This window comes from Chitinophaga ginsengisoli, from assembly GCF_003014595.1.
Taxonomy (GTDB): Bacteria; Bacteroidota; Bacteroidia; order Chitinophagales; family Chitinophagaceae; genus Chitinophaga; species Chitinophaga ginsengisoli.
Genome location: NZ_PYGK01000002.1, coordinates 465,089 through 488,016, shown reverse-complemented (window position 1 = coordinate 488,016; position 22,928 = coordinate 465,089). Strand labels below are relative to the sequence as shown.

Annotated in this window: 25 protein-coding genes; 17 read left to right on the top strand and 8 right to left on the bottom strand. The window is 47.1% G+C overall.

Features of this window, described 5'->3' with window-relative positions; all coding sequences use genetic code 11:
* The first annotated feature begins 65 nt into the window (after positions 1–65).
* The 4 genes from CLV42_RS06565 to CLV42_RS06550 all read left to right on the top strand — a co-directional run bounded on the left by CLV42_RS06565 (position 66) and on the right by CLV42_RS06550 (position 4,449).
* The gene (locus CLV42_RS06565; RefSeq protein ID WP_106601092.1) at positions 66–536 is read left to right on the top strand and encodes a hypothetical protein; all 471 of its coding nucleotides are present in this window, start codon (positions 66–68) and stop codon (positions 534–536) included.
* Between the two features lie 5 nt (positions 537–541).
* Entirely contained in the window at positions 542–2,383 is a 1,842-nt protein-coding gene (locus CLV42_RS06560; protein WP_106601091.1) for a sensor histidine kinase, read from the top strand.
* The gene (locus CLV42_RS06555; protein ID WP_170117413.1) at positions 2,349–3,092 is read left to right on the top strand and encodes a LytR/AlgR family response regulator transcription factor; all 744 of its coding nucleotides are present in this window, start codon (positions 2,349–2,351) and stop codon (positions 3,090–3,092) included. The genes CLV42_RS06560 and CLV42_RS06555 overlap by 35 nt, the downstream gene beginning before the upstream one ends.
* 205 nt (positions 3,093–3,297) lie before the next feature.
* A complete protein-coding gene (locus CLV42_RS06550; RefSeq protein ID WP_211303394.1) occupies positions 3,298–4,449 on the top strand; it encodes a putative sensor domain DACNV-containing protein in 1,152 nt (383 codons plus the stop codon).
* A 194-nt stretch (positions 4,450–4,643) separates the two neighbouring features.
* Here the strand turns inward: CLV42_RS06550 and CLV42_RS06545 are convergent, their stop codons facing one another.
* Positions 4,644–5,393, bottom strand: a complete 750-nt coding sequence (locus CLV42_RS06545) for a 4'-phosphopantetheinyl transferase superfamily protein (RefSeq protein WP_106601089.1) — start codon at positions 5,391–5,393, stop codon at positions 4,644–4,646.
* Between the two features lie 325 nt (positions 5,394–5,718).
* Here CLV42_RS06545 and CLV42_RS06540 point away from each other — a divergent pair, with 325 nt between their 5' ends.
* Entirely contained in the window at positions 5,719–6,096 is a 378-nt protein-coding gene (locus tag CLV42_RS06540) for a response regulator (protein WP_106601088.1), read from the top strand.
* A 422-nt stretch (positions 6,097–6,518) separates the two neighbouring features.
* On the top strand, positions 6,519–7,049 hold the full coding sequence (locus tag CLV42_RS06535) for a hypothetical protein (protein WP_106601087.1): 531 nt from the start codon (positions 6,519–6,521) through the stop codon (positions 7,047–7,049).
* Between the two features lie 75 nt (positions 7,050–7,124).
* Here the strand turns inward: CLV42_RS06535 and CLV42_RS06530 are convergent, their stop codons facing one another.
* The 4 genes from CLV42_RS06530 to CLV42_RS06515 all read right to left on the bottom strand — a co-directional run bounded on the left by CLV42_RS06530 (position 7,125) and on the right by CLV42_RS06515 (position 8,572).
* Complete coding sequence (locus tag CLV42_RS06530; protein WP_106601086.1) at positions 7,125–7,349, bottom strand: hypothetical protein; 225 nt, start codon at positions 7,347–7,349, stop codon at positions 7,125–7,127.
* 45 nt (positions 7,350–7,394) lie between these two features.
* A complete protein-coding gene (locus CLV42_RS06525) occupies positions 7,395–7,898 on the bottom strand; it encodes a CinA family protein (protein ID WP_106601085.1) in 504 nt (167 codons plus the stop codon).
* A 132-nt stretch (positions 7,899–8,030) separates the two neighbouring features.
* On the bottom strand, positions 8,031–8,126 hold the full coding sequence (locus CLV42_RS34275; RefSeq protein WP_245901549.1) for a Rieske 2Fe-2S domain-containing protein: 96 nt from the start codon (positions 8,124–8,126) through the stop codon (positions 8,031–8,033).
* Between the two features lie 122 nt (positions 8,127–8,248).
* Positions 8,249–8,572: an alcohol dehydrogenase catalytic domain-containing protein gene (locus CLV42_RS06515; protein WP_245901525.1), complete on the bottom strand. Its 324-nt coding sequence runs from the start codon at positions 8,570–8,572 to the stop codon at positions 8,249–8,251.
* Positions 8,573–8,976: 404 nt separating this feature from the next.
* On the opposite strand from CLV42_RS06515, the gene CLV42_RS06510 reads away from it, so the two are divergent.
* From CLV42_RS06510 to CLV42_RS06490, 5 genes are read left to right on the top strand one after another with little or no spacing between them, the layout of a single operon-like run.
* Positions 8,977–10,020: a glycosyltransferase gene (locus CLV42_RS06510; protein ID WP_106601357.1), complete on the top strand. Its 1,044-nt coding sequence runs from the start codon at positions 8,977–8,979 to the stop codon at positions 10,018–10,020.
* A gap of 16 nt (positions 10,021–10,036) precedes the next feature.
* Positions 10,037–11,308: a glycosyltransferase family 4 protein gene (locus CLV42_RS06505; protein WP_106601084.1), complete on the top strand. Its 1,272-nt coding sequence runs from the start codon at positions 10,037–10,039 to the stop codon at positions 11,306–11,308.
* Positions 11,305–11,901 (top strand): D-glycero-alpha-D-manno-heptose-1,7-bisphosphate 7-phosphatase, encoded by a 597-nt coding sequence (locus tag CLV42_RS06500; RefSeq protein WP_106601083.1) that lies wholly within the window; start codon positions 11,305–11,307, stop codon positions 11,899–11,901. The genes CLV42_RS06505 and CLV42_RS06500 overlap by 4 nt, the downstream gene beginning before the upstream one ends.
* Positions 11,877–13,361: a D-glycero-beta-D-manno-heptose 1-phosphate adenylyltransferase gene (gene rfaE2, locus CLV42_RS06495; protein WP_106601082.1), complete on the top strand. Its 1,485-nt coding sequence runs from the start codon at positions 11,877–11,879 to the stop codon at positions 13,359–13,361. Before CLV42_RS06500 ends, rfaE2 begins: the two co-directional genes overlap by 25 nt.
* Positions 13,361–14,479, top strand: a complete 1,119-nt coding sequence (locus CLV42_RS06490) for a glycosyltransferase family 9 protein (protein WP_106601081.1) — start codon at positions 13,361–13,363, stop codon at positions 14,477–14,479. The genes rfaE2 and CLV42_RS06490 overlap by 1 nt, the downstream gene beginning before the upstream one ends.
* Here CLV42_RS06490 and CLV42_RS06485 read toward each other — a convergent pair.
* The 3 genes from CLV42_RS06485 to CLV42_RS06475 form a co-directional block, all read right to left on the bottom strand.
* Positions 14,444–15,424, bottom strand: coding sequence for a glycosyltransferase family 9 protein (locus tag CLV42_RS06485; RefSeq protein WP_106601080.1), 981 nt, complete (start codon positions 15,422–15,424; stop codon positions 14,444–14,446). The genes CLV42_RS06490 and CLV42_RS06485 overlap by 36 nt on opposite strands.
* A gap of 4 nt (positions 15,425–15,428) precedes the next feature.
* The gene (locus CLV42_RS06480; RefSeq protein WP_106601079.1) at positions 15,429–16,400 is read right to left on the bottom strand and encodes a glycosyltransferase family 2 protein; all 972 of its coding nucleotides are present in this window, start codon (positions 16,398–16,400) and stop codon (positions 15,429–15,431) included.
* 256 nt (positions 16,401–16,656) lie between these two features.
* Positions 16,657–16,902, bottom strand: coding sequence for a hypothetical protein (locus CLV42_RS06475; RefSeq protein ID WP_106601078.1), 246 nt, complete (start codon positions 16,900–16,902; stop codon positions 16,657–16,659).
* 630 nt (positions 16,903–17,532) lie between these two features.
* Between CLV42_RS06475 and CLV42_RS06470 the strand changes: the two genes are divergently transcribed.
* The 6 genes from CLV42_RS06470 to CLV42_RS06445 are packed head-to-tail and all read left to right on the top strand — an operon-like array spanning position 17,533 to position 22,928.
* Positions 17,533–18,657 (top strand): NAD(P)/FAD-dependent oxidoreductase, encoded by a 1,125-nt coding sequence (locus tag CLV42_RS06470; RefSeq protein ID WP_106601077.1) that lies wholly within the window; start codon positions 17,533–17,535, stop codon positions 18,655–18,657.
* A 7-nt stretch (positions 18,658–18,664) separates the two neighbouring features.
* A complete protein-coding gene (locus CLV42_RS06465; protein WP_106601076.1) occupies positions 18,665–19,378 on the top strand; it encodes a methyltransferase domain-containing protein in 714 nt (237 codons plus the stop codon).
* The gene (locus CLV42_RS06460; RefSeq protein ID WP_106601075.1) at positions 19,375–20,427 is read left to right on the top strand and encodes a type III polyketide synthase; all 1,053 of its coding nucleotides are present in this window, start codon (positions 19,375–19,377) and stop codon (positions 20,425–20,427) included. Before CLV42_RS06465 ends, CLV42_RS06460 begins: the two co-directional genes overlap by 4 nt.
* The gene (locus CLV42_RS06455) at positions 20,421–21,221 is read left to right on the top strand and encodes an SDR family oxidoreductase (protein WP_106601074.1); all 801 of its coding nucleotides are present in this window, start codon (positions 20,421–20,423) and stop codon (positions 21,219–21,221) included. The genes CLV42_RS06460 and CLV42_RS06455 overlap by 7 nt, the downstream gene beginning before the upstream one ends.
* Positions 21,218–21,664, top strand: a complete 447-nt coding sequence (locus CLV42_RS06450) for a 3-hydroxyacyl-ACP dehydratase FabZ family protein (protein ID WP_106601073.1) — start codon at positions 21,218–21,220, stop codon at positions 21,662–21,664. Before CLV42_RS06455 ends, CLV42_RS06450 begins: the two co-directional genes overlap by 4 nt.
* Positions 21,657–22,928 carry a beta-ketoacyl-[acyl-carrier-protein] synthase family protein gene (locus tag CLV42_RS06445; RefSeq protein ID WP_106601072.1) on the top strand — a complete coding sequence of 424 codons (1,272 nt, stop codon included), beginning with the start codon at positions 21,657–21,659 and terminating at the stop codon, positions 22,926–22,928. Before CLV42_RS06450 ends, CLV42_RS06445 begins: the two co-directional genes overlap by 8 nt.

Sequence of the window (22,928 nt, the reverse complement as noted above, 5' to 3'; positions counted from 1 at the left end):
CACAAAATCTTTGCCATCTCTCATTATAATAATTTATTTATATTTGGTACTTAAACCCTTATCCCTTGGACACACAACAACCACTTGCCGGGAGTGCTACCGGTACCTTTCTGGCTACAGAGCCATCTAAAGCGAAGATCAAAACACAAAGCATCAGGTTACTTGCATCAGGTTTGATGGGACAATTATCATCTAAAGAACCACTGGTTTCATTACGTAAGTCCGGTGATTTTCAGAATTGTTATGATGTAAACCTCCATATGTACCTGCCAGACCATGCCAGGAATGTACACCTGGACGAGAACATTTCTGACTGCGGTACTATCGAGATCTGGAATGGCCCTATTGAAGTCAGAGATGTCAATATTCTCTATGACAATCCGGCAGGTCATCCTGAAATTTATGCATATTCATTATGGGAGATCAAATTCCGTTACTGCGTGGAAGGTCGTGAAATGCCGGCTATCCGTGTACGTTATGTTATTGGTGATCCTGAAACAACTAACGGCACTGTTACCAGCGTTGAGAAGACCTGATCCCCATGTTAAGACTCCTGTGTTACCAGCTGCTTATTTTATTGTTATGCTGTAGTACCCTCACCCGGGTGTCTGCACAGAAAATTAATCTGCCTGCCGCAATCCGGCAGCTGATCACACAGCAATGTAATGTGTGTAATCAGCTGCCGCCAGGGCAGGATAGTATGGTGTCCCGCTATTTTCATCAGTGCCATGCTGCGCTCGATAGTGGCAACCTGGATGATGGATTTAAATATGCGTCCACCATCACCGCTATCACTGATAGCAATTCTCTCGCTCCGCGCACACTCACCGTAAGGTTCCTGAAGGCCAAAATCCTCTACTATAAGGACTTTTATAAAGAAGCGCTGTCGGAATACCTGAAACTGACAGCCGTTCCTGCGCTGGATATCAATATTCAGGCAAACATCTATCCCAATATAGGGGAGATCTACCTGGAACAGCGACAGTTCAATCAGTCGCTCGAATATTTCAATCTTATACAACGACGTTTCTTCCATCTTTATGAACCAGTGGTGGCCAGAAAGATCCTGAATAATACAGGCGTATGCCTGCTCCACCTGACACGGTTCGAGGAAGCAGAAGATAACTTCGAAAAGAGTATAGCCATTGCCGAGAAACTGAAGGACACAACGGCGCTGGTGAACTCATTCCTGAATACGGCGCTGCTGTACGATCAGCAGGTCCGTCAGAAGGAAGCGTGGCGTTACCTGCAACGTGCGCTTGCACTGGCTAAAAAGGCCAGCGATCTGAAGATCCGCAGTAAGGTATATCTCAACTTCGCCATTGTAGAAGAGCGTACAGGGCATTTTGAGGCCGCACTGGGCTACAGAAAGGAATATGAACAGCTGGAAGCACAGATCGCCAACCGCGATAAAATATGGGAACTGGCAGAACAGGAAAAGAAGATCGCTATACAACAGCAGGAATATAAGTTACAGATACTGCGGCAGGAAAATAAACTCCGCGAAGCAGAACTGACAAGAAGAAGATGGCAGCGGAACACCTTTTTTGTCCTCTCATTGTTCTTCCTGTCCTGTGCTGGCCTGATCTTCTATGCTTACCGGCAAACGAGTAAACGAAACCGCATTATTGCCGAACAGAATGACAAACTGGAACTGCTCAATGAAACGAAAGACCAGTTGTTCTCTATTGTAGCACACGACCTGCGTTCTCCTGTAAATCATCTCAAGATCAATCTGTCCTATCTGAAAGATACACTTTCCCGTAACAAGATCAGGGAAGCTACGGCATTGTCAGAGAATATTGAAAAGATCTCCGACAATACCTATGCACTGTTAAACAACCTGCTGTACTGGTCATTGGGCCAGACCGGCCAGTTAAGCCTGCAGCGGGAGCTGCATGATGCAAACAGGATCATCGCACAGGTAGCCTACGATTTCAACGCAGGCGCGGCCCTGAAAAGGATCAGTATCATCAATGAAGTACCGGAAGGAATGACCTTTTATGCTGACCTGAACACGGCTAAGATCATCTTCAGAAATATTATAGATAACGCAATCAAATACACGCATGCCAGCGGTACCATCACTATTTCCGCAGAAACCGTCGGGAACAGCTGCGAAGTAACCGTGCAGGATACGGGTATCGGAATGGACGAAAAGATCATACAGGCTATTTACAAACGGGATACAAAACGTATACAACAAGATACCGCGGGCAGCAAGAGTACCGGACTCGGATTATGGCTGGTAAAGGCCATGACGGAAAAGAACGGTGGTGCATTACGCATCACCGGCAGCGTGGGCGCCGGCACTCGTATTGTAGTCTGCTTGCCTGCCAATGAACATTATGAAGGAACTGAAAGTACTCATCCTGGAAGATAGTCCGGCCGAAGCGGACTTCCTGGAGAGTTTTTTACGTAAACTGGGCTGTACTGACATAAGGATCACCACCATGCTCAAAGACGCGGTGGCTGCTTATGATGAAGAGCTTCCTGACATCTGCCTGATTGACATTTACCTGGGTGATAAACCGGATGGGATCCTCTTTGCCGAAACGATCAACGAACATAGGGCGCAAAAGCGTCCCTTTATTTTCCTGACCAGCGCAAACGATAATACCACCTTCCGGCTGGCAAAATTCACATCGCCTTACAATTACCTGCTCAAGCCTTATAACCCGCTGGAGTTGCAATATGCCATAGAACTGGCCCTTTCAAAGTTTAAACAGGAATCTGCGGCTCCCCCAGCACAGGCATTGCCCCCTGCTTCGGATACCCTGTTCATCAAAAAAGGTAACCTCCTGCAGAGGATCGCCATTGATGATATCCGGTATATAGAAGTGGACGGAAAGTATAGTAAGGTGGTGTGTCATACGGAGAAATTCGTGATCCAGCAGTCGCTCAAGGATTTACAGATCCAGCTGCCGGCACTTCAGTTCTGCCGTGTACACAGAAACTATATTGTGAACGTGAAAGAAGTCATGAAGATCAACGTTATCAATAACGAGATCTTCTTCAGAGATGGGGAAACCCTCTTTTTCAGCCGCCGTTATATCGACGAATTCCTGCAGGCCTTTAAGATCTTCAAATAAAAGAGAAAGGAATGCCTGGGGCTGGCATTCCTTCTCATGACCATAACCATATCCTGGCTTAAAGAGGAGGCCCTAAGATCATAATTATCCCTGCTCGTTTTAGCCGAAATGTCATAAGAAGGCATATGAAGGGAATAAGTGGTATATTTTGGGGCATAGAATAAAAGGTTAATTTTGATGTTGGCGCTAATTGTATTGTATAGCTATGGATTTGACTCTTGACTCAACTTATCAGGCTGCCGTTAAGGTAGCCGACCAGATAGAAACTCATTTCTCCAAACACCTGGCCATTGCTGCTGTGAGTGGGGAAGAAGACCTTGCCACCGTTCCTGAAGCCAGATTTATTGAGAAAATGCTTGACGTGGCCTTCTGGGCCAGCCTGCGCAGGGAAGAAGGGAACCCTACCCGTATCTCCCTGGCATTCCTGAATCCTTGTCAGGCGGGGAAACCATTGAAATTTGCACAAAAGCTTCCATTTGACGTCCGTGTACTTACTAAACTGGCTCCTGGTGTAGAACGGGCCGGCGTACATGTGGGTATCTGGTATGAAGGCGACCGCTTATATATATGGGGTACCACCCTTAAACTGCCTAATTTCTGTTTCGTACTGGACGTCTCCGAACCGGGCTTGCTGGTGGTTAAACACCGCCGTAGCGTCGGACTGGGAAAATTTGCCAACGTAGCGGTGCTGAAAGGCGATCAGGTAAAGATCGTGGATGAATCCTGCGGATTACTGCCAGATAGTCCTGATATTCTGACCTCCCTGTTGGGACTGACCTCTTCTGCCGTATGGAATGACCCGGTCAATGTCCTGATCCAGATCGCCGTATCTATGCGGGCGCATAAACGGGGAGGTATCCTGCTGATGGTACCGGCAGATAGCGAAAAGTGGAAAGAATCGATCGTACATCCTTTAACATATCCCGTTTCTCCTGCTTTTACGGGTGTGGCGGACCTCCTCAACCAGGACGGAACCAAAGTGACCGAAATATACTGGCAGAACGCTATGCGCCGGGAAGTAGACAATATCACCGGCCTGACTGCCGTAGATGGTGCTACCCTCATCAATGACCGCCATGAGCTGATCACCTTTGGGGCGAAGATCACCCGGGCGCCCTGGTCTTCCAGGGGGGTAGACAGGGTGGTGATGATAGAACCCGTAATCGGGGGCACGCCCGAATTAATGCATCCATCCGCAATAGGAGGTACCCGGCACCTTTCTGCCGCACAATTTGTTCATGATCAAAGAGATGCGATTGCATTGGTCGCCTCCCAGGATGGTTATTTTACCGTTTTCTCCTGGTCAGAACAGGTCCAGCTGGTACAAGCTCACAGAATAGATACGTTATTGTTGTAAGCCGGTTATCTTATAATACCTCTATAAAAAATATGCTTCCCAGGTCCACCTATGCGGCATAGATGCGTCGTGTATACGGCATGTATACGCCCTGTTTAAAGCGTACTTTGGGTGGGTAACAAAACACCAATGGACTCCGTAGGAGTCCTGTTGTTTGTAGCCCGGGGTGATAACCCCGGGGCCACATGACGTTGTCATTCCCCCGAACCCAACACCGTTTCACGGAAATATCCCCAGAATTCCTCCAGGTCAGGCGTCGTTTTACCAGGCACCACTATCGAACAGACATGCGTGCCGGCATAGCAGGAAATCGCCCTGTATTGAATAAGATGTTTGAAATGGCTGGTATACAAATCCCCTTCCTTCACCAGCGACTGGATCTCCAACAGCTTGAGATCCATAGTCAATCCGGTCCGGAGTACCTTCGACAACGCTTCTTTCATCGTCCATACCATCGTGCAGGCAATATCTTCTGGTAACGGTACCGTCTTCATAAGCGCTAGCTCCCCTGGAGTCAGCTGCTCCTTAATAGCCTCCGTATTAGCCTTATCTGTCCGTTCCAGGTCGAGTCCTAGTGGATGTACTTCCGGGTAGGAAAGAGCGATGCCTAAGCCTTCGCAATGGGTAATACTGACCTGCAGGTTCCGGGTAACGGCATACTTCACCACCGGGAACTGAAAGATGCCGGCTTCAATGGCGATCTTACCCAGATCTTCAAAGACGGATAATGCACCGATCGCTTTCTTGGCAGAGATCCTTCCTAGAAGATAGCTCTCCCGGCGCTTATCAAATTTTAATGTTTCATAATAAGATCGTTCTTCGGGATGTAGGAGGTGGATATGTTGGGTAAGCTGCCTCAAAGAGGCATGCAGGATACAGAATGCGGCAGCGTGCATGCTGTTCTCCCGCTTTAACGTGAATTTACCTTGATGGATCAACATCATTTGCTTACCTGGTTTTCGATCTGTCAGGAAGGTACATTGGTTTTTTGAATTATACGTTTTGAAAATTCGAAAAATGCTTCTAAAAATATGATACTCATCATGTTTCTTTTGGTGTTTCGGTAAAAAATCTTACATTTAGTTATACAACGGTTTCAACCATTAGCCGTTTGCTCTTGTTATCAGGTCTTGATAAAATAATGTGTTTGCATTGTTTTTCCTTTCATCCAACGGGAACGCTGATACCCTTATACTAAGAATAACTATTGACACGGATAACGATTATCCCTTTTGAATTGCATTGTCTCACTGCTTTAATTTTTTCTTTATGGTAAGGTCCATATTGCTGATCGATGACGACGCCGATGAAATAGAAATTTTGAATGAGGCGGTAGAGATGGCGGGAAGTAATAGTACCTGTGACTGGGCGGAAGGGGCCGAGATGGCCTATGGTATATTGCGGGTTGCCAGGCCCGATCTTATTTTGCTTGACTACAATATGCCGGGACCTAATGGCCTGGCTTGTCTGGAAGAGATCAAAAAAAAGAAGGAAATATGCCATATCCCGGTCATTATGTATTCTACCTGCATAGATTACGGTCTTCAGCAAGAAGCGATGAACAGGGGGGCTTTCTGTTGCCTGCAGAAACCTACCTCCGTATTTGACCTCGTAAAAGAACTGCAGAATCTTTTTACACAAGTATAAATAATCCCCATATGCAAATAATATAATGCCAGCCTTATAAAACACAACATCCATAAGCCTGCTTAGAGACCTGTGTATATCCACCGCTTTGTGCATAAATATTCCCAGCCATTCTCGACAAGAGGCTTTTCATCCACGGTTTTCTCTTGTGTTTACAGCGTAGCGGGAAATGATGCAACTGTCCGGATCTCCATGGGCAGGCACCTTCCCCGTATCCTGAAAATAGACGGGACTAAACATGCAAGTGACAGACTGAGCGCCTGGCATGGCAGATTATTTGTGATAATTCAGTAAACAGATAGCATATGTTTACGTTGTTGATTACGCTATTTTTTGTTGTTGTCATCGCTGTGGCATATCTGGTCTTCCAGGCCGGACCTAAAACGAGAGATGAGGGCAATAAAAACTAAAAAGCATTTGATATGGAAAAAGCATTCACACGTATAAAAAGCAGCGAGGAAAAACGGGATATACAGGATAATCCGCAGGACGAAAGGAAAATGCAGCGGGAAGAAACTGAAATACAGCTCCCTGATGTATCAGATATCCCCGGACAGGAACATATACATGTACCGCCCCTTGGTGAACTGGCAGATACCACTATATCATCCGATGATGAAGAAGGGAAAGGCCTCCTGGATGATGAGGAGGATATAGACGATGAATCTGATGTTACGGATGAGGAACGACAGGATCTGGAAGACAGTGCCAATATCACACCGGGAGAAGAAGATGCCGACAGCCTGAGACGAGCCTCATTAGATAGTACGGATGACGATGGTGATCCATTGAATGAAGGTTCTTTTGGTGAAGAAACATCCGCTGCTGATCTTGATATACCTGGTGCAGAACTGGATGACGAAAATGAAGACATTGGCGCAGAAGATGAGGAAAATAATAACTACAGCAGGGGTAGTGACAGTAATGATAATATGACAGAAGGAACTCCCTGATAATCTCAATAATTTCAGTAGATAAAAGGCCGTTCTGTTGATACGGAATGGCCTTTTTATCTTATCTGCTGATTTTTATTTCTTCATTTTATCCTGATAAGCATGATCCCATTCGAGCAATGCCTCTTCTATTGAATTGCCGCTTCCAAATACTGCCGTGTCTCCATCACAGCCCAGGATACAATGATACATATCTCCGTCTCTGAATACATTCGGGCGGAAATTTTTTACTGACTCGGGAATACCTTCCCTTGTATAGTCAAGATGTACGGTTTCTTTTTCCAGTGACAATCTTTCCATAACACGTTTTTTGAAGAAGGCGGCAAAGATTATTCCATATCCGGACTAGATGCCGATAGTTCTGCAGGCATCATAAAATTTCCGCAACACAGCATTTGTGAAATGCAATCTGACCGTCAATACATCATTGTGAGGGGCAGTGACGCGTTCATGTTTTACGCATTTATCCCTGTAATAAATCGTATAATGGGCAAATAACTCATGAATGTGCTGTTCGGGTACAGGAGAAGCATAGCCGGTAATAGCAATCCCCCAGTCTGCTGAAAAAAGAGATACTACCTGTGCCGCCATCTGATCAGCCACTTTTTCAGATACACAATTACAATTAGCGCCATGAATAGGATCTATCAGCAGATGCCTTGATTTCTGTCCGATATTATAAGCAGTAACACCGCCCTGGAAGATCTGCGTAGCGCCATCCGCAAGAGAAAAGGCTACCTGTAACTGACCGGCGGTTACGCTTTCCGCTACAGCCAGTGTTTCGCCCTTATGCCTCAGTGTATCAGAGATCTTATTTATGATGTCAAGATCATAACCATAATTAATCATACGCTATCAATTCATTATGTTCATCATTAAATTAAACTAAAATAAGAATCAAATATTCCTGACATATCTATTCTTACAATTAGCGTTGTCAGGTGCAGTTTGTCTGTGAGTGGTATCGTGTTGTTCATACACTCACGACAAGGCAATACCTTCCAGGTCAGTATCCGCCGGACCAGTCACAACCCTGCCGTCATAATTATACCGGGTACCATGGCAAGGGCAGTCCAGACTTCTCTGCCTGATTCCATTTTACATCGCACTACAGTCGGAGCTCGCGAAAGACAGGCAGCGGGTTCAGATGGAGATCTCTGGCCTTAAAACAATCCTCCATCACTTTCGAAGTACCCTTCTCAAAGTTCACAGTTCTCACAGTGAACCGGCAGATCAGGATTACAGAAATAACAATGTCCGCAGGCAATAGGAAACGGCACCACACGATCGCCGCGTTTCAGCTTTGATAGACCAGGGCCTTTTTCTTCAACAATTCCCATGAACTCATGACCCATTACCTGGTCTTTCAATTGTAGAAAGAACCCGTCATAAATATGCAGGTCGGAGCCGCAGATAGCGGTAGATGTGACTTTTACAATGATGTCTTCAGATTGCTCTATACGCGGATCCTCGACATTATCCACACGAATGTCTCCGATTTTATGGAAAACAGCTGCCTTCATGAAAGTAAGTTTAGTAGTAAGGGAATGTGTGGAAAATCATGCCATGGCCATTTTCGGCCCACTACTATATATGCATATTCTTTGAAACGTGAATAGGTTACATTAAGTGTAGAACTCTTGCGTCAATTGTACCATGTAGCTGTTGCACTGTGGTTTCGATAGCAATTTCTTCTTTGAGTTTCAGCAGCGTTCGCCGGGGAAGCGCTGCTATACAGCACTTACACAGAATTAACGATAGTAGAAAATAATTGTCTAAAAATCAATTATTTCCAGCATCACATCTTTGGTTTGTTTATTGATCCTGCTTCTGAACAACTATAGAGAGTAAGAGGTGAATCATTAAGACACATAGGGAAGGTCATAAGCGAATATTGTTACACAGTCAATCCTATTTAATGACATATATGACGACTACGCAGCAAAAGCCCAGGCTGAAGATTTTTACTTGGCATATCCATGGAAGCTACCTGTATTACCTGTCACAAGGCAATTATGACATCTATATCCCTGTCAACGAGCAACGTACTCCCGGGTACTATGGCAGAGGAAAGACATTTCCATTCGGTGATAATGTGCATGAGATCCCGATAAGAATGGTGAAAGATATTGACTTTGATGTCATCCTTTATCAGTCTACAAAAGATTACCTGGTGGATCAATATGATATACTATCTCCCGCGCAGCGCAGGTTACCCCGGGTATACCTGGAGCATAACACACCAGCCAAGAATCCTGTTACCACAAGACACGTCGTGAACGACCGCCGCATTTGCCTGGTACATGTGACGCACTACAACCGGCTGATGTGGGACAATAACCGTACACCGGCCACCGTGATCGAACATGGCGTAACGGCCCCCGATGTGCCGTATACAGGAGAATTGGCAAAGGGATTGGTGACCATTAATCATTTGCCGCAAAGGGGCAGAGGACTGGGCTGGGATATTTTTCAGCATGTCCGTAATATACTGCCCGTTGACCTCGTAGGCATGGGCAACGGAGAAGATGGTCTCGGAGAAGTATTACATCCGCAGCTGCCATTGTTCAGAAGTAAGTACAGATTCTATTTCCATCCCGTAAGACATACCAGTCTGGCACTGGCAGTTTGTGAGGCGATGATGCAGGGAATGCCTGTTGTGGGCCTTGCCACTACCGAGCTGGTAACGGTGATTGAAAATGGAAAGAATGGATTCATTCATACAGATATTAATTACCTGATCAAAAAGATGAAGCTGTTGCTGAACGAGCCGGAGCTGGCCGCGCAAATGGGAGAAGCCGCAAAGGCCACCGCCATGAAGCGGTTCAATATAGAGCGTTTCACGGCAGACTGGGAAAGGTTATTTCAGACAGTCTGCAGTGGGAACATGAATGAGATTATTTATACCGACCAACTATTTGGAAAGCAGGCGATAGAATCTGATCACAGCACTATTGCCAGCGGTAACTGATCTTAAAAATAAGTATATGGGAAAGAGAATAGCGTTCATTAGTGAACATGCTTCACCATTGGCCGCTTTGGGAGGTGCAGATGCCGGCGGCCAGAATGTATATGTAGGAGAAGTGGCTAAGCAGCTGGCCACGATGGATTACCAGATAGACATCTTTACAAGACGGGAGGATAAGGAACTGCCGGAAGTAGTATCCTTCGGCGATAAGATAAGGATCATACATGTGAATGCCGGGCCCGCAGAAGATATTCCGAAGGAGACGCTGCTGCAATACATGCCAGCTTTTAAAGCAGATATGCTGCGGTTCATGCAGGAAGAACAGATAACCTACGAACTGATACATGCCAACTTCTTTATGTCTGCATGGGTGGCGATGGCGCTGAAGAGAGAACTGGGTATACCTTTCGTGGTTACTTTTCATGCATTAGGGCACATCCGCCGTATTCACCAGGGAGACAACGACCAGTTCCCGAAAGAGCGCCTCGCTATAGAGGAGGAAGCTGTAAGAGAAGCACGTGTGATCGTTGCCGAATGTCCGCAGGATAGGGAAGACCTCATGACCTATTACCATGCACCCGCAGAAAAGATCACCGTCATCCCCTGTGGCGTGAATGTAGAAGAGCTTTATCCGGTGAATAAATCCGTTGCCCGTTCTTTATTGGGAATACCTTATGATGAAAAGGTGCTGTTGCAACTGGGGCGTATGGTACCCAGGAAAGGCGTGGACAATGTGATCATGGCATTGGCAAAGGCAAGATGCAGAAGTTCAAACGTAAGACTACTTATAGTAGGAGGTGATGTGGATACTGCAAAGGAACTGACACGTCTGAAACAACTGGCCAGTGATTTGAAAATCAGTGATAAGGTATATTTCCTTGGACAGAAATCCCGGCAGGAATTGAAGTACTACTATACTGCCGCAGATATCTTCATTACAACGCCATGGTATGAGCCTTTTGGTATCACACCGCTGGAAGCCATGGCATGTGGTACGCCCGTGATCGGCAGCAAGGTAGGAGGAATAAAATACAGCGTGGCAGACGGGCACAGTGGCGCGCTGGTACCACCCAAAGACCCGGAAGCGCTGGCACGCAAGATCACCACGCTGCTTCAATCACCGGCTATCTTAAGAGAAATGGGAAATAACGCACTCAGAAGGGTGAATAAACTGTTCACCTGGGAACTGGTGGCCAGGGATATGCAGGCGGTATATGAAGGAATTATCGGGAATAATGATATATCATATCCCAGGAACTTTAGAACAGAAGAAGAAAGTGTCTCCATATGAGAAAAGCGGTATTTATCGACAAGGATGGTACATTGATCAGTAACGTGCCCTACAATGCAGATCCTGACAAAATAGTACTGGAATATGGCGCTCTGGAAGGTTTGCGCCTGCTGCAGGAGAAAGGTTATGCGCTGATCGTTGTTTCCAACCAGGCAGGTATTGCGCATGGATATTTCAGAGAAGAGGATATGCTGCCTGTTATTGCCAGGGTACGGGAACTACTGCAGGAAGGAGGAATAACATTAGATGGGTTTTATTACTGCCCTCATCATCCCGCAGGAAAAATAACACCCTACGCCCTCAGATGCGATTGCCGGAAACCATTGCCCGGTATGCTGCTGCAGGCAGCTGAGGAAATGGATATATTCCTTCCCGGATCATGGATGATAGGAGATATATTGAACGATGTGGAAGCAGGTAATCGTGCCGGTTGCCGGTCGGTACTGCTGAACAACGGGAATGAGACGGTATGGGAAACGAATGACTATAATAAACCTGCACATATAGCAAATGACATGCTGGAGGCTGCCCGGCTTATTGTGAAACACGCTACAGCAAAATTCGAAACATGGAACTTATATATCAAACGTTGATCAAAGCTTTTATGCAGCCTGCTGTATTGGTACTGGGCGACCTGATGATCGATACTTATCTGAGAGGCGCCAGCACCCGTTTATCGCCGGAAGCACCCGTGCCTGTAGTGGATATCAGTTCACATACATCAGTGCTCGGGGGAGGAGCGAATACAGCGGCAAACCTGCGCCATCTGGGAGCATCAGTTACCTTCGTCAGTCTTGTAGGAAACGACTATGGCGCAGAACTGGCCGGTGAGCTGTTGCAAAAAGAAGGTATCCGGGATGAGGTGATCCGCTGTGACACACGGACCACGATGATTAAAACACGCGTGATTGCCGGACAACAGTTATTGACCCGCTATGATGAAGGAACAGAGGTACCGCTTGACAGTGCCTGTGAAGCACAGCTGATAGCCGTACTGGAAAGGGAGTTCCCTTTGCATGATGCTATTGTGATCGCTGACTATAATAAGGGATTACTCACGCCCGGTATTATTGCCGCATTGGAACGGTTAAATCAACAGCATCCGAAGTTCGTTGCTGTAGATGCCAGGAAGCTGCAACAGTATAAAGGCTTACAACCAGCATTGGCAAAGCCTAATTTCAGGGAGATGATGGCCATGCTGGAGTTGCCTGAGCAACCATGTTCCAAGGCACAGCAACTGGAAGAAATGGGTGAGGCCATATATGCGGTGACAGGAGCTGCTGTTACAGCAGTGACCCTGGATGAGGAAGGAGCCCTTATCTTCCTGGAAGATAAACTGCTTTGTCATACAGCAGCGCGTGCAGTCAGCAATCCGAATGTATCAGGTGCAGGAGATACATATGTCAGCGCCTTTACACTGGCTAGTCTTGCAGGCGCCAATGCACCGACTGCCGCTGAAATAGCAGGAGCGGCTGCAACTGTAGCTATCCGGAAGAATAATACTGCACACTGTAAACAATCAGAGTTAATGGCGTATTTCTCCATGAAGGATAAATACATCCGGGATGTGGAAGAACTGGAGGCACTTTGCGAGATGTATAAGTCACAAGGGAAGAAGATCGTGTTTACTAACGGCTGTTTTGATATCCTGCACAGTGGGCATGTCAGTTATCTGGAGAGGGCAGCCTCGCTGGGAGATATCCTTATTGTAGGAGTCAATACCGACGAAAGTATTAAACGGTTAAAGGGACCAGAGAGACCCATTAATCATCTGAACGACCGTGTGCAGGTGCTGGCCGGCCTCGGTGCGGTGGCGCATGTAATTGCATTCGGGAGCGGGCAGGATGATACACCGGAATCATTGATCCGTATCATCAGGCCAGCCATCTTTGCCAAAGGCGGTGATTATAGCAGGGAATCTCTGCCGGAAGCAACAGCGGTAGAGGAGTTTGGAGGTGAAGTGGTGTTACTGCCACTCGTACCGGACCGTTCTACCACACTTATCATCAAACGAATTTATACGACACCTGCTCTAAAAGTAGCGGAAGGATAATGGAAAATGAATGGAAGAAATGTCGTCGTATACTTTGTATACGGCCGGATAATATAGGAGACCTGTTGATGAGCACACCTGCTATCAGGGCACTGAAGCAATCATTCAACTGTCATATTACAGTTCTCGTCTCCTCTCTGGGTGCAGCAGCAGTGCCGGAAATACCGGAAATAGATGAAGCAATTGTATTTGACGTACCCTGGGTACAGACTACAGGAGTGCCTGATCCGGCCCAATTCTATCGGCTTGTAAAGAAACTGAGGGAAGGTAGGTTTGATGCCGCCGTTATCTTCACCGTATATAGCCAGAACCCGATGCCGTCCATTATGCTGGCATATCTGGCAGAAATCCCGCTCAGATTGGCTTACTGTCGCGAGAATCCATACCAGTTACTGACGCATTGGGTACCTGACGAAGAGCCGTATACCTGCATCAGGCACCAGGTAACGCGCGATCTTGAACTGGTGGCTCGGATAGGGGCTGCCACGGAAGATCAGCACCTGAGTATCCAGGCAAAGGAAATACTATGGCCGGCAGTATGTGAAAAATTATTGCTGCTGGGACTTGATCCACGGAAGCCGTGGATAGTCCTGCATCCTGAAGTCTCAGAACAGAAACGCAGGTATCCGGTGAGGGATTGGATAACTGCAGGACGAAAAATAAAAGCCGCTACTAATTGCCAGATACTGATAACAGGGAAGAACAATGCAGAAGAGGCAGGTGAAATGGCTGCAGGAATAGGCAACCGTGCCTTTGCTGCAGCAGGACTATTTGACCTGGCAGAGTTGACCATACTGATAAAACATGCGCCCTTATTACTGTCTGTCAATACTGGTACTGTACATATAGCGGCAGCAGTACATACTCCTGTACTGGTATTATATGCATTGACCAACCCCCAGCATACACCCTGGCGTGTTACCAATAAGGTACTTTACTTCGACGTGCCGGCGCCTCTGCAGAGTAAGAACGAAGTAGTGAAATATGTATACCGCTCTTTCTCTGCAGAGAAACTGCCGTTAGCTACGCCAGATAAAATTGCAAAGATGACCCAGGCCATGTTAGCACTCACTGCTGCCTCTTCAGGTAGCTTCGAGGAGCCGCATGCCCTTTCTTAACACGATCTCATAATCCGGCTCAGTCGTCCAGTCTATTGTATAATGCAATTGTTTATTTAATGGCGCCCAACGGACGGGTTCCCCATCCATGCTGATAATGACGCTGGGTGTTTCAAAGGCAGCCGCCATATGAGATACCCCGGTACAATTGGACAAAAGTGCACGTGCATTTTTAATGAGCACTCCCAGGCTACCTAGTGTAGTGAGTCCGGCAGTATTGATGGATTTATGCTTCATCAGTCCCGCTACAGCCTCAGTAAGAGGACGTTCGTCCCCAGTACCTGTCAGTACTATTTTCCATCCCTTCTCTGCAAATTCATCAGCCATAGCAGCAAACATATGTGGAGGCCATTGACGCCAGCTACCTCTTGAGCCTGGATGTACACACAGGTATTCCTGTGCTTCCAGCGGAAGGTCCAACCGATTAAAGTCCCCCATGTCTTTTGCGGTAATGGGAAACTCCAGGTAAGTGCCCTGCCTGGGAATATCAAGGTATTCCATCAATAGCAGGTGGCGTTCTATTTCTGACACATCCTCAGGATATTCGAGGAAAAGGCCGGCATCCGGGCAACCGTCTTCCTGTCGCCAGTAACCGGCCGTATATCGTCCACCCATTAACGCGATCATAGGGTTAACAATAGCACCGTTACCCTGCATCTGCAATACCAGGTCGAACCGTTGTTCCTGCATGGCTGTCAGGAACAACGGGAACTGTTCAGGCACTACGGGCTGTTCTGGTAATCCGGGATAACCCGGAAAATGTACAAAGGCGTCCAGGTATTTGGAGAACCTTTCTACAAAGGAAGCTGCCCAGGGTAATCCCAGTAATGTAATGTGTGCTTCGGGAAATGCCGTGCGTAAGGCACGTAATGCCGGCACTGTACATAACATGTCTCCTAATTGTAATGCGCGGAATACCGCAATCTTATGAATTGATTCAGGCATCATTTTACAGATAAAGTACTTTATAGCGCCATGCTCCGTAAAGGCTCCAATATGTAGCCGCAAATGGAATGGCAGCAGATGTAACGATCATTTCAAGAATATGTGACGCAGTATGCGAAGTGTGTTTTAATCGCTTGCCTGCAAAGAGACCAATCATCAATAACCATGCACCAAATAATACAATTGATGCGGTGTATGCCCCATAGAGTACCAGAATGCCACCCAGCAGAAAACAACAGATCATCAGGTAGTAGTTCCATGCGGGTCTGCGCTGGATCCTCTCCCTATACATTTTGGGGAATTTTTTATATAGTAATGCATTGAAAATATTCTTCCGCTGTTCGCGTATACTTACTCCCCAGTGGGCCTTACGTGCAGGGTGCAGTACAATGGCGTTTGTAAGATGATAAATGGGAATATTCTGCTGTAATAGTCTGAATTCAAGATCACTGTCTTCCCGCCAGGCTGTCTCAAAAGATTCGTCAAAGCCGTTCACCATCTCCAATGCCTGGCGTGTACAGGCGCAATTTGCCGTTACAAAGTCTGCTTTCTCCAGTTGCGCTGTATTCCATTCATAGTCAGTAGGACGTCCTTTTAACGGGACGACCACACGTCCGGTATATACGACGGCAGGTTCTCCCTTCCAGGTCTGCCAGATGTTTTGTAGCCAGTAAGGATCAGGAATAGTATCATCGTCAGTAAAAGCTATAATAGGTGCATCTGACGCACGCCATCCGGCGTTCCTTGCTGCAGCGGGACCTTTTTTAACAGGCATCATCAGATATTTTACATCTATCAGCCCCGCATATTTCCAGCTGCAGGCTAGTTGCCGGGTATATTTATCCGGACCATCGCTGACGACAATTACATCAAAATCGCTTTTGTCAAATTCCTGATCCTCTAATGCCCTCAGGCAACGGGACAGTAATTCAGGGCGTTTGTAGGTGGGTACCACCACAGTGATTTTCTTCTCCATTGACGGGTTATTTTTTAATGAGAAAACAATGCTCTTATACGGAGGATATCTATCAGGTGTTTTATCTGCTTCTTCTTCGGGTCACAGGATAAACTGTTGGCTGCAACACATGCTGCTGAGTCGGGGAGGCAGCATTACAATCAGGTTTGTGCATAAGAAACGGTTTTTCAGTATGGTGAATTCAGCAATAAGGGCAACAAGCGATCGTCTCGCTTATTGCCCCGTTTGTCATAGTATTACGAACCACCCTGTAACACTACTTATTCGTATCCTTTTGAGGATCCCATTGAACTTTGTCTGCGTCTTCTTCTAAAAGGTTATTTTCTTCCAGATCTTCTTCGTCCAGCTCGGGAGTATCATCCAGTTCCTCTTCTTCATCGCCGGCCAGATCAGCGTCCTTATCTACATCATTTACTTCGTCATTTTCCTGATCCTCTGCCAGCCGGGCATTCAATGGTCCTTTTTCATCGGCCGGTCTTTGTTTGATGTTTGTCTTTTGCATACAGATCTGTTTAGTGAAGTGAAAAATTCTAATCAAGGGTACTTCTGAATGTCTTCAAAGATTACGCCATGACGGCCTGCCAGCAAGAATATATTGCCAGCTCCGGTAAGAGGGAAAGCTTGTCCACACAGGTATGTAAAAAGAGAAACAGTTAAAGTAGAGCGTTTAGAGTAAGCGTTGTATGGCATGTTTATAGCCGAAGATAACAGACGACCATCTGGAGATTTTGTTTACCATTAAAACGTTTGAACATGTCCCGAAGTACGGAGGTCAATGCCGTCGCGGCACCAGGTGAAGCCCACAGTGGAGTACTTATAATGAAGACAGTGGCAATGGTTTTATCAGATAAGGGTGAAGTGGGCCGGCGAAAGCCGGCCCTTCTTGTTAGCCCCGGTTCGCACTACTGAAATAAACAGTAAAGCAGCTGTAGCAGGAATAGGCCACCTGGAACAAGATTAGTCCCCAGGACAGGCTATAGGCTGAGCGGGGATGTACCCCCGGATTAATTCGGAAGCCTCAAACGGATATTTCATACTGCCCCGTTCTTCATGTCAGGAAAATAACGTACACTTGTTGCAACATGTAGTTTGACTTTGAATGTTCGGGTGCTTAAAATCAATCAGTTAATAAATGCCGGAGGCTGACGTCATTATTGTAGGAGGGGGATTGGCCGGGTTATGCGGCGCCTTGCACCTGCTACGTGCAGGGTTACGGGTTATTGTTATTGAAAAAAATCCGTTTCCAAGACATAAGGTGTGCGGTGAATATATCTCCAACGAGGTGTTGCCTTACCTGCAATGGTTGGGAGCAGATCCAGAGGTACTCCGGCCAGCCAGGATCAATCGGGTGAAGATTTCGGCAATTTCTGGCAAAAGCGTAGAAGCAGCGCTGCCTTTGGGTGGCTTCGGCATCAGCCGTTATGCGCTGGACCAGTTCCTGATGCAGCAGATGGTGGCCGCCGGGGGAATATTGGAAGAAGATACAGTGAACAATATCTCCTTCAAAAATGATCAGTTTACCGTTAGTACAGCCTCGGGGCGGGAGCTTGCCGCACGCTTTGTCATAGGTGCTTATGGAAAAAGGGCCGCCCTGGACCAGCAGCTTGCACGCGATTTTTCTACTACGAAGTCTCCCTGGCTGGCAGTTAAAAGTCACTATGAAGGTGATTTCCCCGACGGCCTGGTTGCGCTGCATAATTTTATGGGTGGGTATTGTGGTGTCTCCAAAGTGGAGAATAATATCATCAATATCTGCTACCTCGTCAGTTATGATACCTTCAGGCGATTTAAAAATATAGCAGTACATCAGCAGGAAGTGCTCTGCCGTAATCCGCATCTGAAAGAAGTGCTGGAACACAGCAGGCCGCTGTTTGAGCGGCCGCTGACCATCAGCCAGGTGTCTTTTGCGGAAAAGCAGAAAGTGGATGGTCATATCCTGATGACAGGCGACACAGCCGGCCTTATACATCCACTTTGTGGAAACGGCATGGCAATGGCTATTCATAGTGCAAAGATCGCTGCAGAACATGTAATGGCTTTCTTATCAGGTCGTCTCTCTTCCCGGCAGGAATTGGAAATGAGTTATACCAGGAGCTGGAAGAAAGAATTTAATAAACGGATACAGGCAGGCAAGTTACTGTCTGCTGTTTTCCGGAAACAGGAGCTGGCAGCAGGTGTTATGAATAGCCTGATGCTTTTTCCGGGGCTGCTGCCTGTCATTGTCCGGCAGACACATGGAAAACCTTTTAAAACGTAAACTACGTATGTTCGTTAATACCAGTCAGAGAACCCTCGCGTCCGAGATCATGGATGACTTTCAAATGGAGGGAGAGACGCTCAGGAATACGCTGGACCAGATCGCGCGTATTAATCAGCTGTTGGGAGGAAATAGCATCACGCTGGAAGGGGTTAGTATGCTAATGGAGGATGTAGCGCCAGGGAAGGAAGTGACGATAGCCGATATCGGTTGTGGAAATGGCGACATGCTGCGTGCAGTGGCCAGAATAGCTGGTAAAAAAGGCTGGCGGGTAAAGCTCGTAGGTATCGATGCAAATGAGTATACAGTGAATTATGCGAGCACTTTATCTGCACAATATCCGGAAATCACTTACTATTGTATGGATATTCTGGGAGAGAAATTCAGGGAATTGCAATACGATATCGTATTATGTACACTTACATTACACCACTTTGAAGACCGGCAGATCATGAAACTCATGTCACTCTTCCGCAGAAATGCGACAATTGGTATTGTCGTTAATGACCTGCACAGAAGCGCACTGGCATACCGTTTATTCCAGCTTTTCAGCAGGCTGATGGCAATGGGAGGGATGGCAAAGGAAGATGGGCTGATATCCATCCTGCGGGGATTTAAAAGAAAAGAAATACAGGAACTGTCACGTAAATTAAATTTCAAGCAATATACACTCAGATGGAAATGGGCTTTCCGTTATCAGTGGATAATTACTAATGTATGAGCGTTAAAATAACAGCAGTATCGAAAGCCTTACCTCCTTATACCAGAAGCACGGAAGAGATCATGCCCTTTCTTGATATCTGGTTGTCCGGCCAGGAGGACCGCTTTGCCAGAAAAGTCAAAAAGATCTTTGAGAATGCAGCTGTTGACAGGCGCTATTCCATTATGAGCCCTGAGGAAGTGTTTACCAATACTTCCTTTGAAGAAAAGAACGACATTTATGTAAGAGAAGTGATTAAGCTGGGTAGCCAATGTCTGGTGAACGCATTGGAAAAGGCAGGTCTTGAAGCAGATGCCCTGGATTACATTATTACCGTCAGTTGTACCGGCATCATGATCCCCTCACTGGACGCATACCTGATCAATCTCTTGCAGCTACGCCAGGATATCATACGTTTGCCGGTAACAGAAATGGGATGTGCAGCAGGAATCTCCGGAATGATCTACGCTAAAAGGTTCCTGGAAGCCAATCCGGGTAAAAGGGCGGCGGTGATAGCCATAGAATCGCCTACCGCTACATTCCAGCTGGATGACTATTCTATGCCCAATATCGTAAGCGCAGCCATTTTCGGAGATGGCGCCGCCTGTGCGATCCTTTCTTCCCATGAAGATGACAGCGGTCCGCAGCTGCTGGGAGACGGGATGTACCACTTCTATGAAGCCGAACATTTAATGGGTTTTAAGCTCACTAATACCGGTTTACAGATGGTCCTGGATGTAGAGGTGCCCAATACGATTGCAGCCCATTTTCCGGCTATTATACACCCTTTCCTGGATAGTTATGGGTACCGTATAGAAGACATTGAGCATCTGATATTCCATCCCGGAGGAAAGAAGATCATTCAAACCGTGGAAGAGTTGTTTGGCGCCATGGGGAAGAACATCGATGATACGAAAGAAGTACTGCGTTTATACGGCAATATGTCCAGCGCTACCGTACTGTATGTATTGGAGCGTTTTATGGACAGAGGAGTGCCGGCAGGAGAGAAGGGACTGATGCTGAGCTTTGGACCCGGCTTTTCCGCACAGCGAATATTGTTACAATGGTAAAGGAATTTGCATCACATCATTACTGGGCGGTGATACTCGGTGGTAGCAGTGGTTTAGGTCTTGCAGCAGCCCGGAAACTCGCCCTGCACGGCATGAACATTTGCATCATTCACCGGGATACCCGGGTGGACATGGAGCGTATCAACAACGATGTTGACACCATCAGAGACTCCGGAGTACAAGTGCTCGCATTTAATACAGATGCCGTTAATGCCGTTAAGCGCGGGGAAGTGTTAACGGCGTTAAAGTCGGCCATGGGTGAAAAGGGCCGCGTCAGAGCGCTCGTACATAGTATTGCCAAAGGCAACCTCAAAGCGATGAACAGTGACAACGCAAGGCTGAGTACCGACGACTTTCGCATTACCCTTGACAACATGGCCATCAGCCTGTACGACTGGACACAGGAGCTGGTACAGCAACAGCTCTTCGCATCTGATGCCAGGGTACTCTCTTTTACCAGCGAAGGTAGCAGCAAGGCATGGAAACACTATGGCGCCGTAGCAGCCGCCAAAGCCGCACTGGAATCGATCAGCCGTCAAATAGCCCTGGAATTTGCCCCGCTGGGCATCAGGGCTAACTGTATACAGGCCGGCGTGACGGAAACCCGTTCTATGCAGCTCATCCCCGGCAGTGAAGATATTCTTACATATACAAAACAGCGTAACCCCTTTCATCGTCTCACTACACCTGAAGATGTAGCCAATGCCGTTTATCTTTTATGCAAAGATGAAGCTGCATGGATCAATGGGACCGTGATTCCGGTGAATGGAGGTGAACATATCAGTCAGGCATGACAACACAAGCAATTCTGCAGAAACTACCCTTCGCGCCCCCCTTTCTCTTTGTAGATGGATTGGACTATATTGACAGTGAGAAAGTACAGGGATATTTTACCTTCCGGGAAGACATGGACTGTTATAAAGGTCATTTCAAAGGATATCCTGTTACGCCAGGTGTACTGCTAACGGAAGTGATGGCACAGACAGGACTGGTCTGCCTGGGCATTTATCTGTTGGGCGATGAAGTATTGGCGGAAAATATGACCTTCGGACTGACATCCACAGAAATAGCATTCCTGCGGCCCGTATTCCCGGGAGAAAAAGTAACCGTTTATGCAGAAAAGGTATATTTCCGTTTCGGAAAATTAAAGTGCAGGGTCACCCTGAAAAACGAAGCACAGCAGGATGTGTGCAGTGGCACAATTGCCGGAATGATCATTAGCAAACCACATGAATAAAAGAGTTGTTGTGACAGGCCTGGGAGTAGCAGCTCCAAATGGCGTTGGCATCCCCGCTTTTACAGAGGCGATTAAAGCAGGTATCTCCGGTATCCGGCATGACCCGGAGCTGGCAGCATTACAGTTCTCCTGTCAGATAGCAGGGAGACCAGACGTGCCTGAAATATTGCAGTTACAATACCTGGATGCCCTCGAACTGAGGAATTTCAATAGCAACGGTATCCTTTACGGGCTCATTGCAGGCATAGACGCATGGAAGGATGCACAACTCCCTGTGGGGGCCGAACTGGCGCCTGACTGGGATAGCGGTACCATCTTCGGTGCCGGGTCTGCAGGCGTGGATAAATTAAGGGAAGCGATCTATAAAGTGGATGCTTTGCAGGTGCGCCGGCTGGGTAGTACTGTAGTGCCGCAAACGATGGCCAGCGGTATCAGCGCCTGGCTGGGTGGGAAACTGGCCCTTGCCAACCAGGTAAGTACCAATTCATCTGCCTGCGCTACAGGAGCAGAAAGTGTGTTGATGGCTTATGAACGTATCCGTAACGGACATGCCAAACGTATGCTGGCAGGTAGTACCAGTGATGCGGGGCCTTATATATGGGGCGGTTTCGATGCACTAAAGGTCTGCACTTTTAAGCACAACGATCATCCTGCTGCAGGTTCCCGCCCTATGAGCGCTTCCGCCAGCGGCTTTGTGCCCGGCAGTGGCGCAGGGGCATTGGTGCTGGAATCGTTGGACAGTGCACTGGAACGTAAGGCACCCATTTATGCAGAAGTACTGGGCGGACATATTAACGCCGGTGCACAAAGAGGCGATGGGTCTATGACAGCACCCAACAGTATAGCCGTACAACGCTGTATCCGGGAGGCTATTAAGGCGGCCGGCGTAGAGCCGGAGGAGATAGATGCCATTAACGGACACCTGACAGCTACCGGAAAGGATGCACTGGAAGTTGAGAATTGGAGCACCGCATTGGGAAGAAGAGGAAAGGACTTCCCTTATATCAATGCCCTGAAATGTATGATCGGTCATTGTCTCAGTGCTTCGGGCAGTATAGAGCTGGTGGCTGCCATATTACAACTGAACGAAGGTTTCCTGTTCCCTAATATCAACTGTGAAGATCTGCATCCCGATATAACCGCTATCATAGATCCCGAAAAAATACCTCAGCAGTTGGTTTATAAAGAATTAAATTTGATCGCGAAAGCGAGTTTTGGCTTTGGTGACGTAAATGCCTGCGTGATATTAAAGAAGTATAAATAA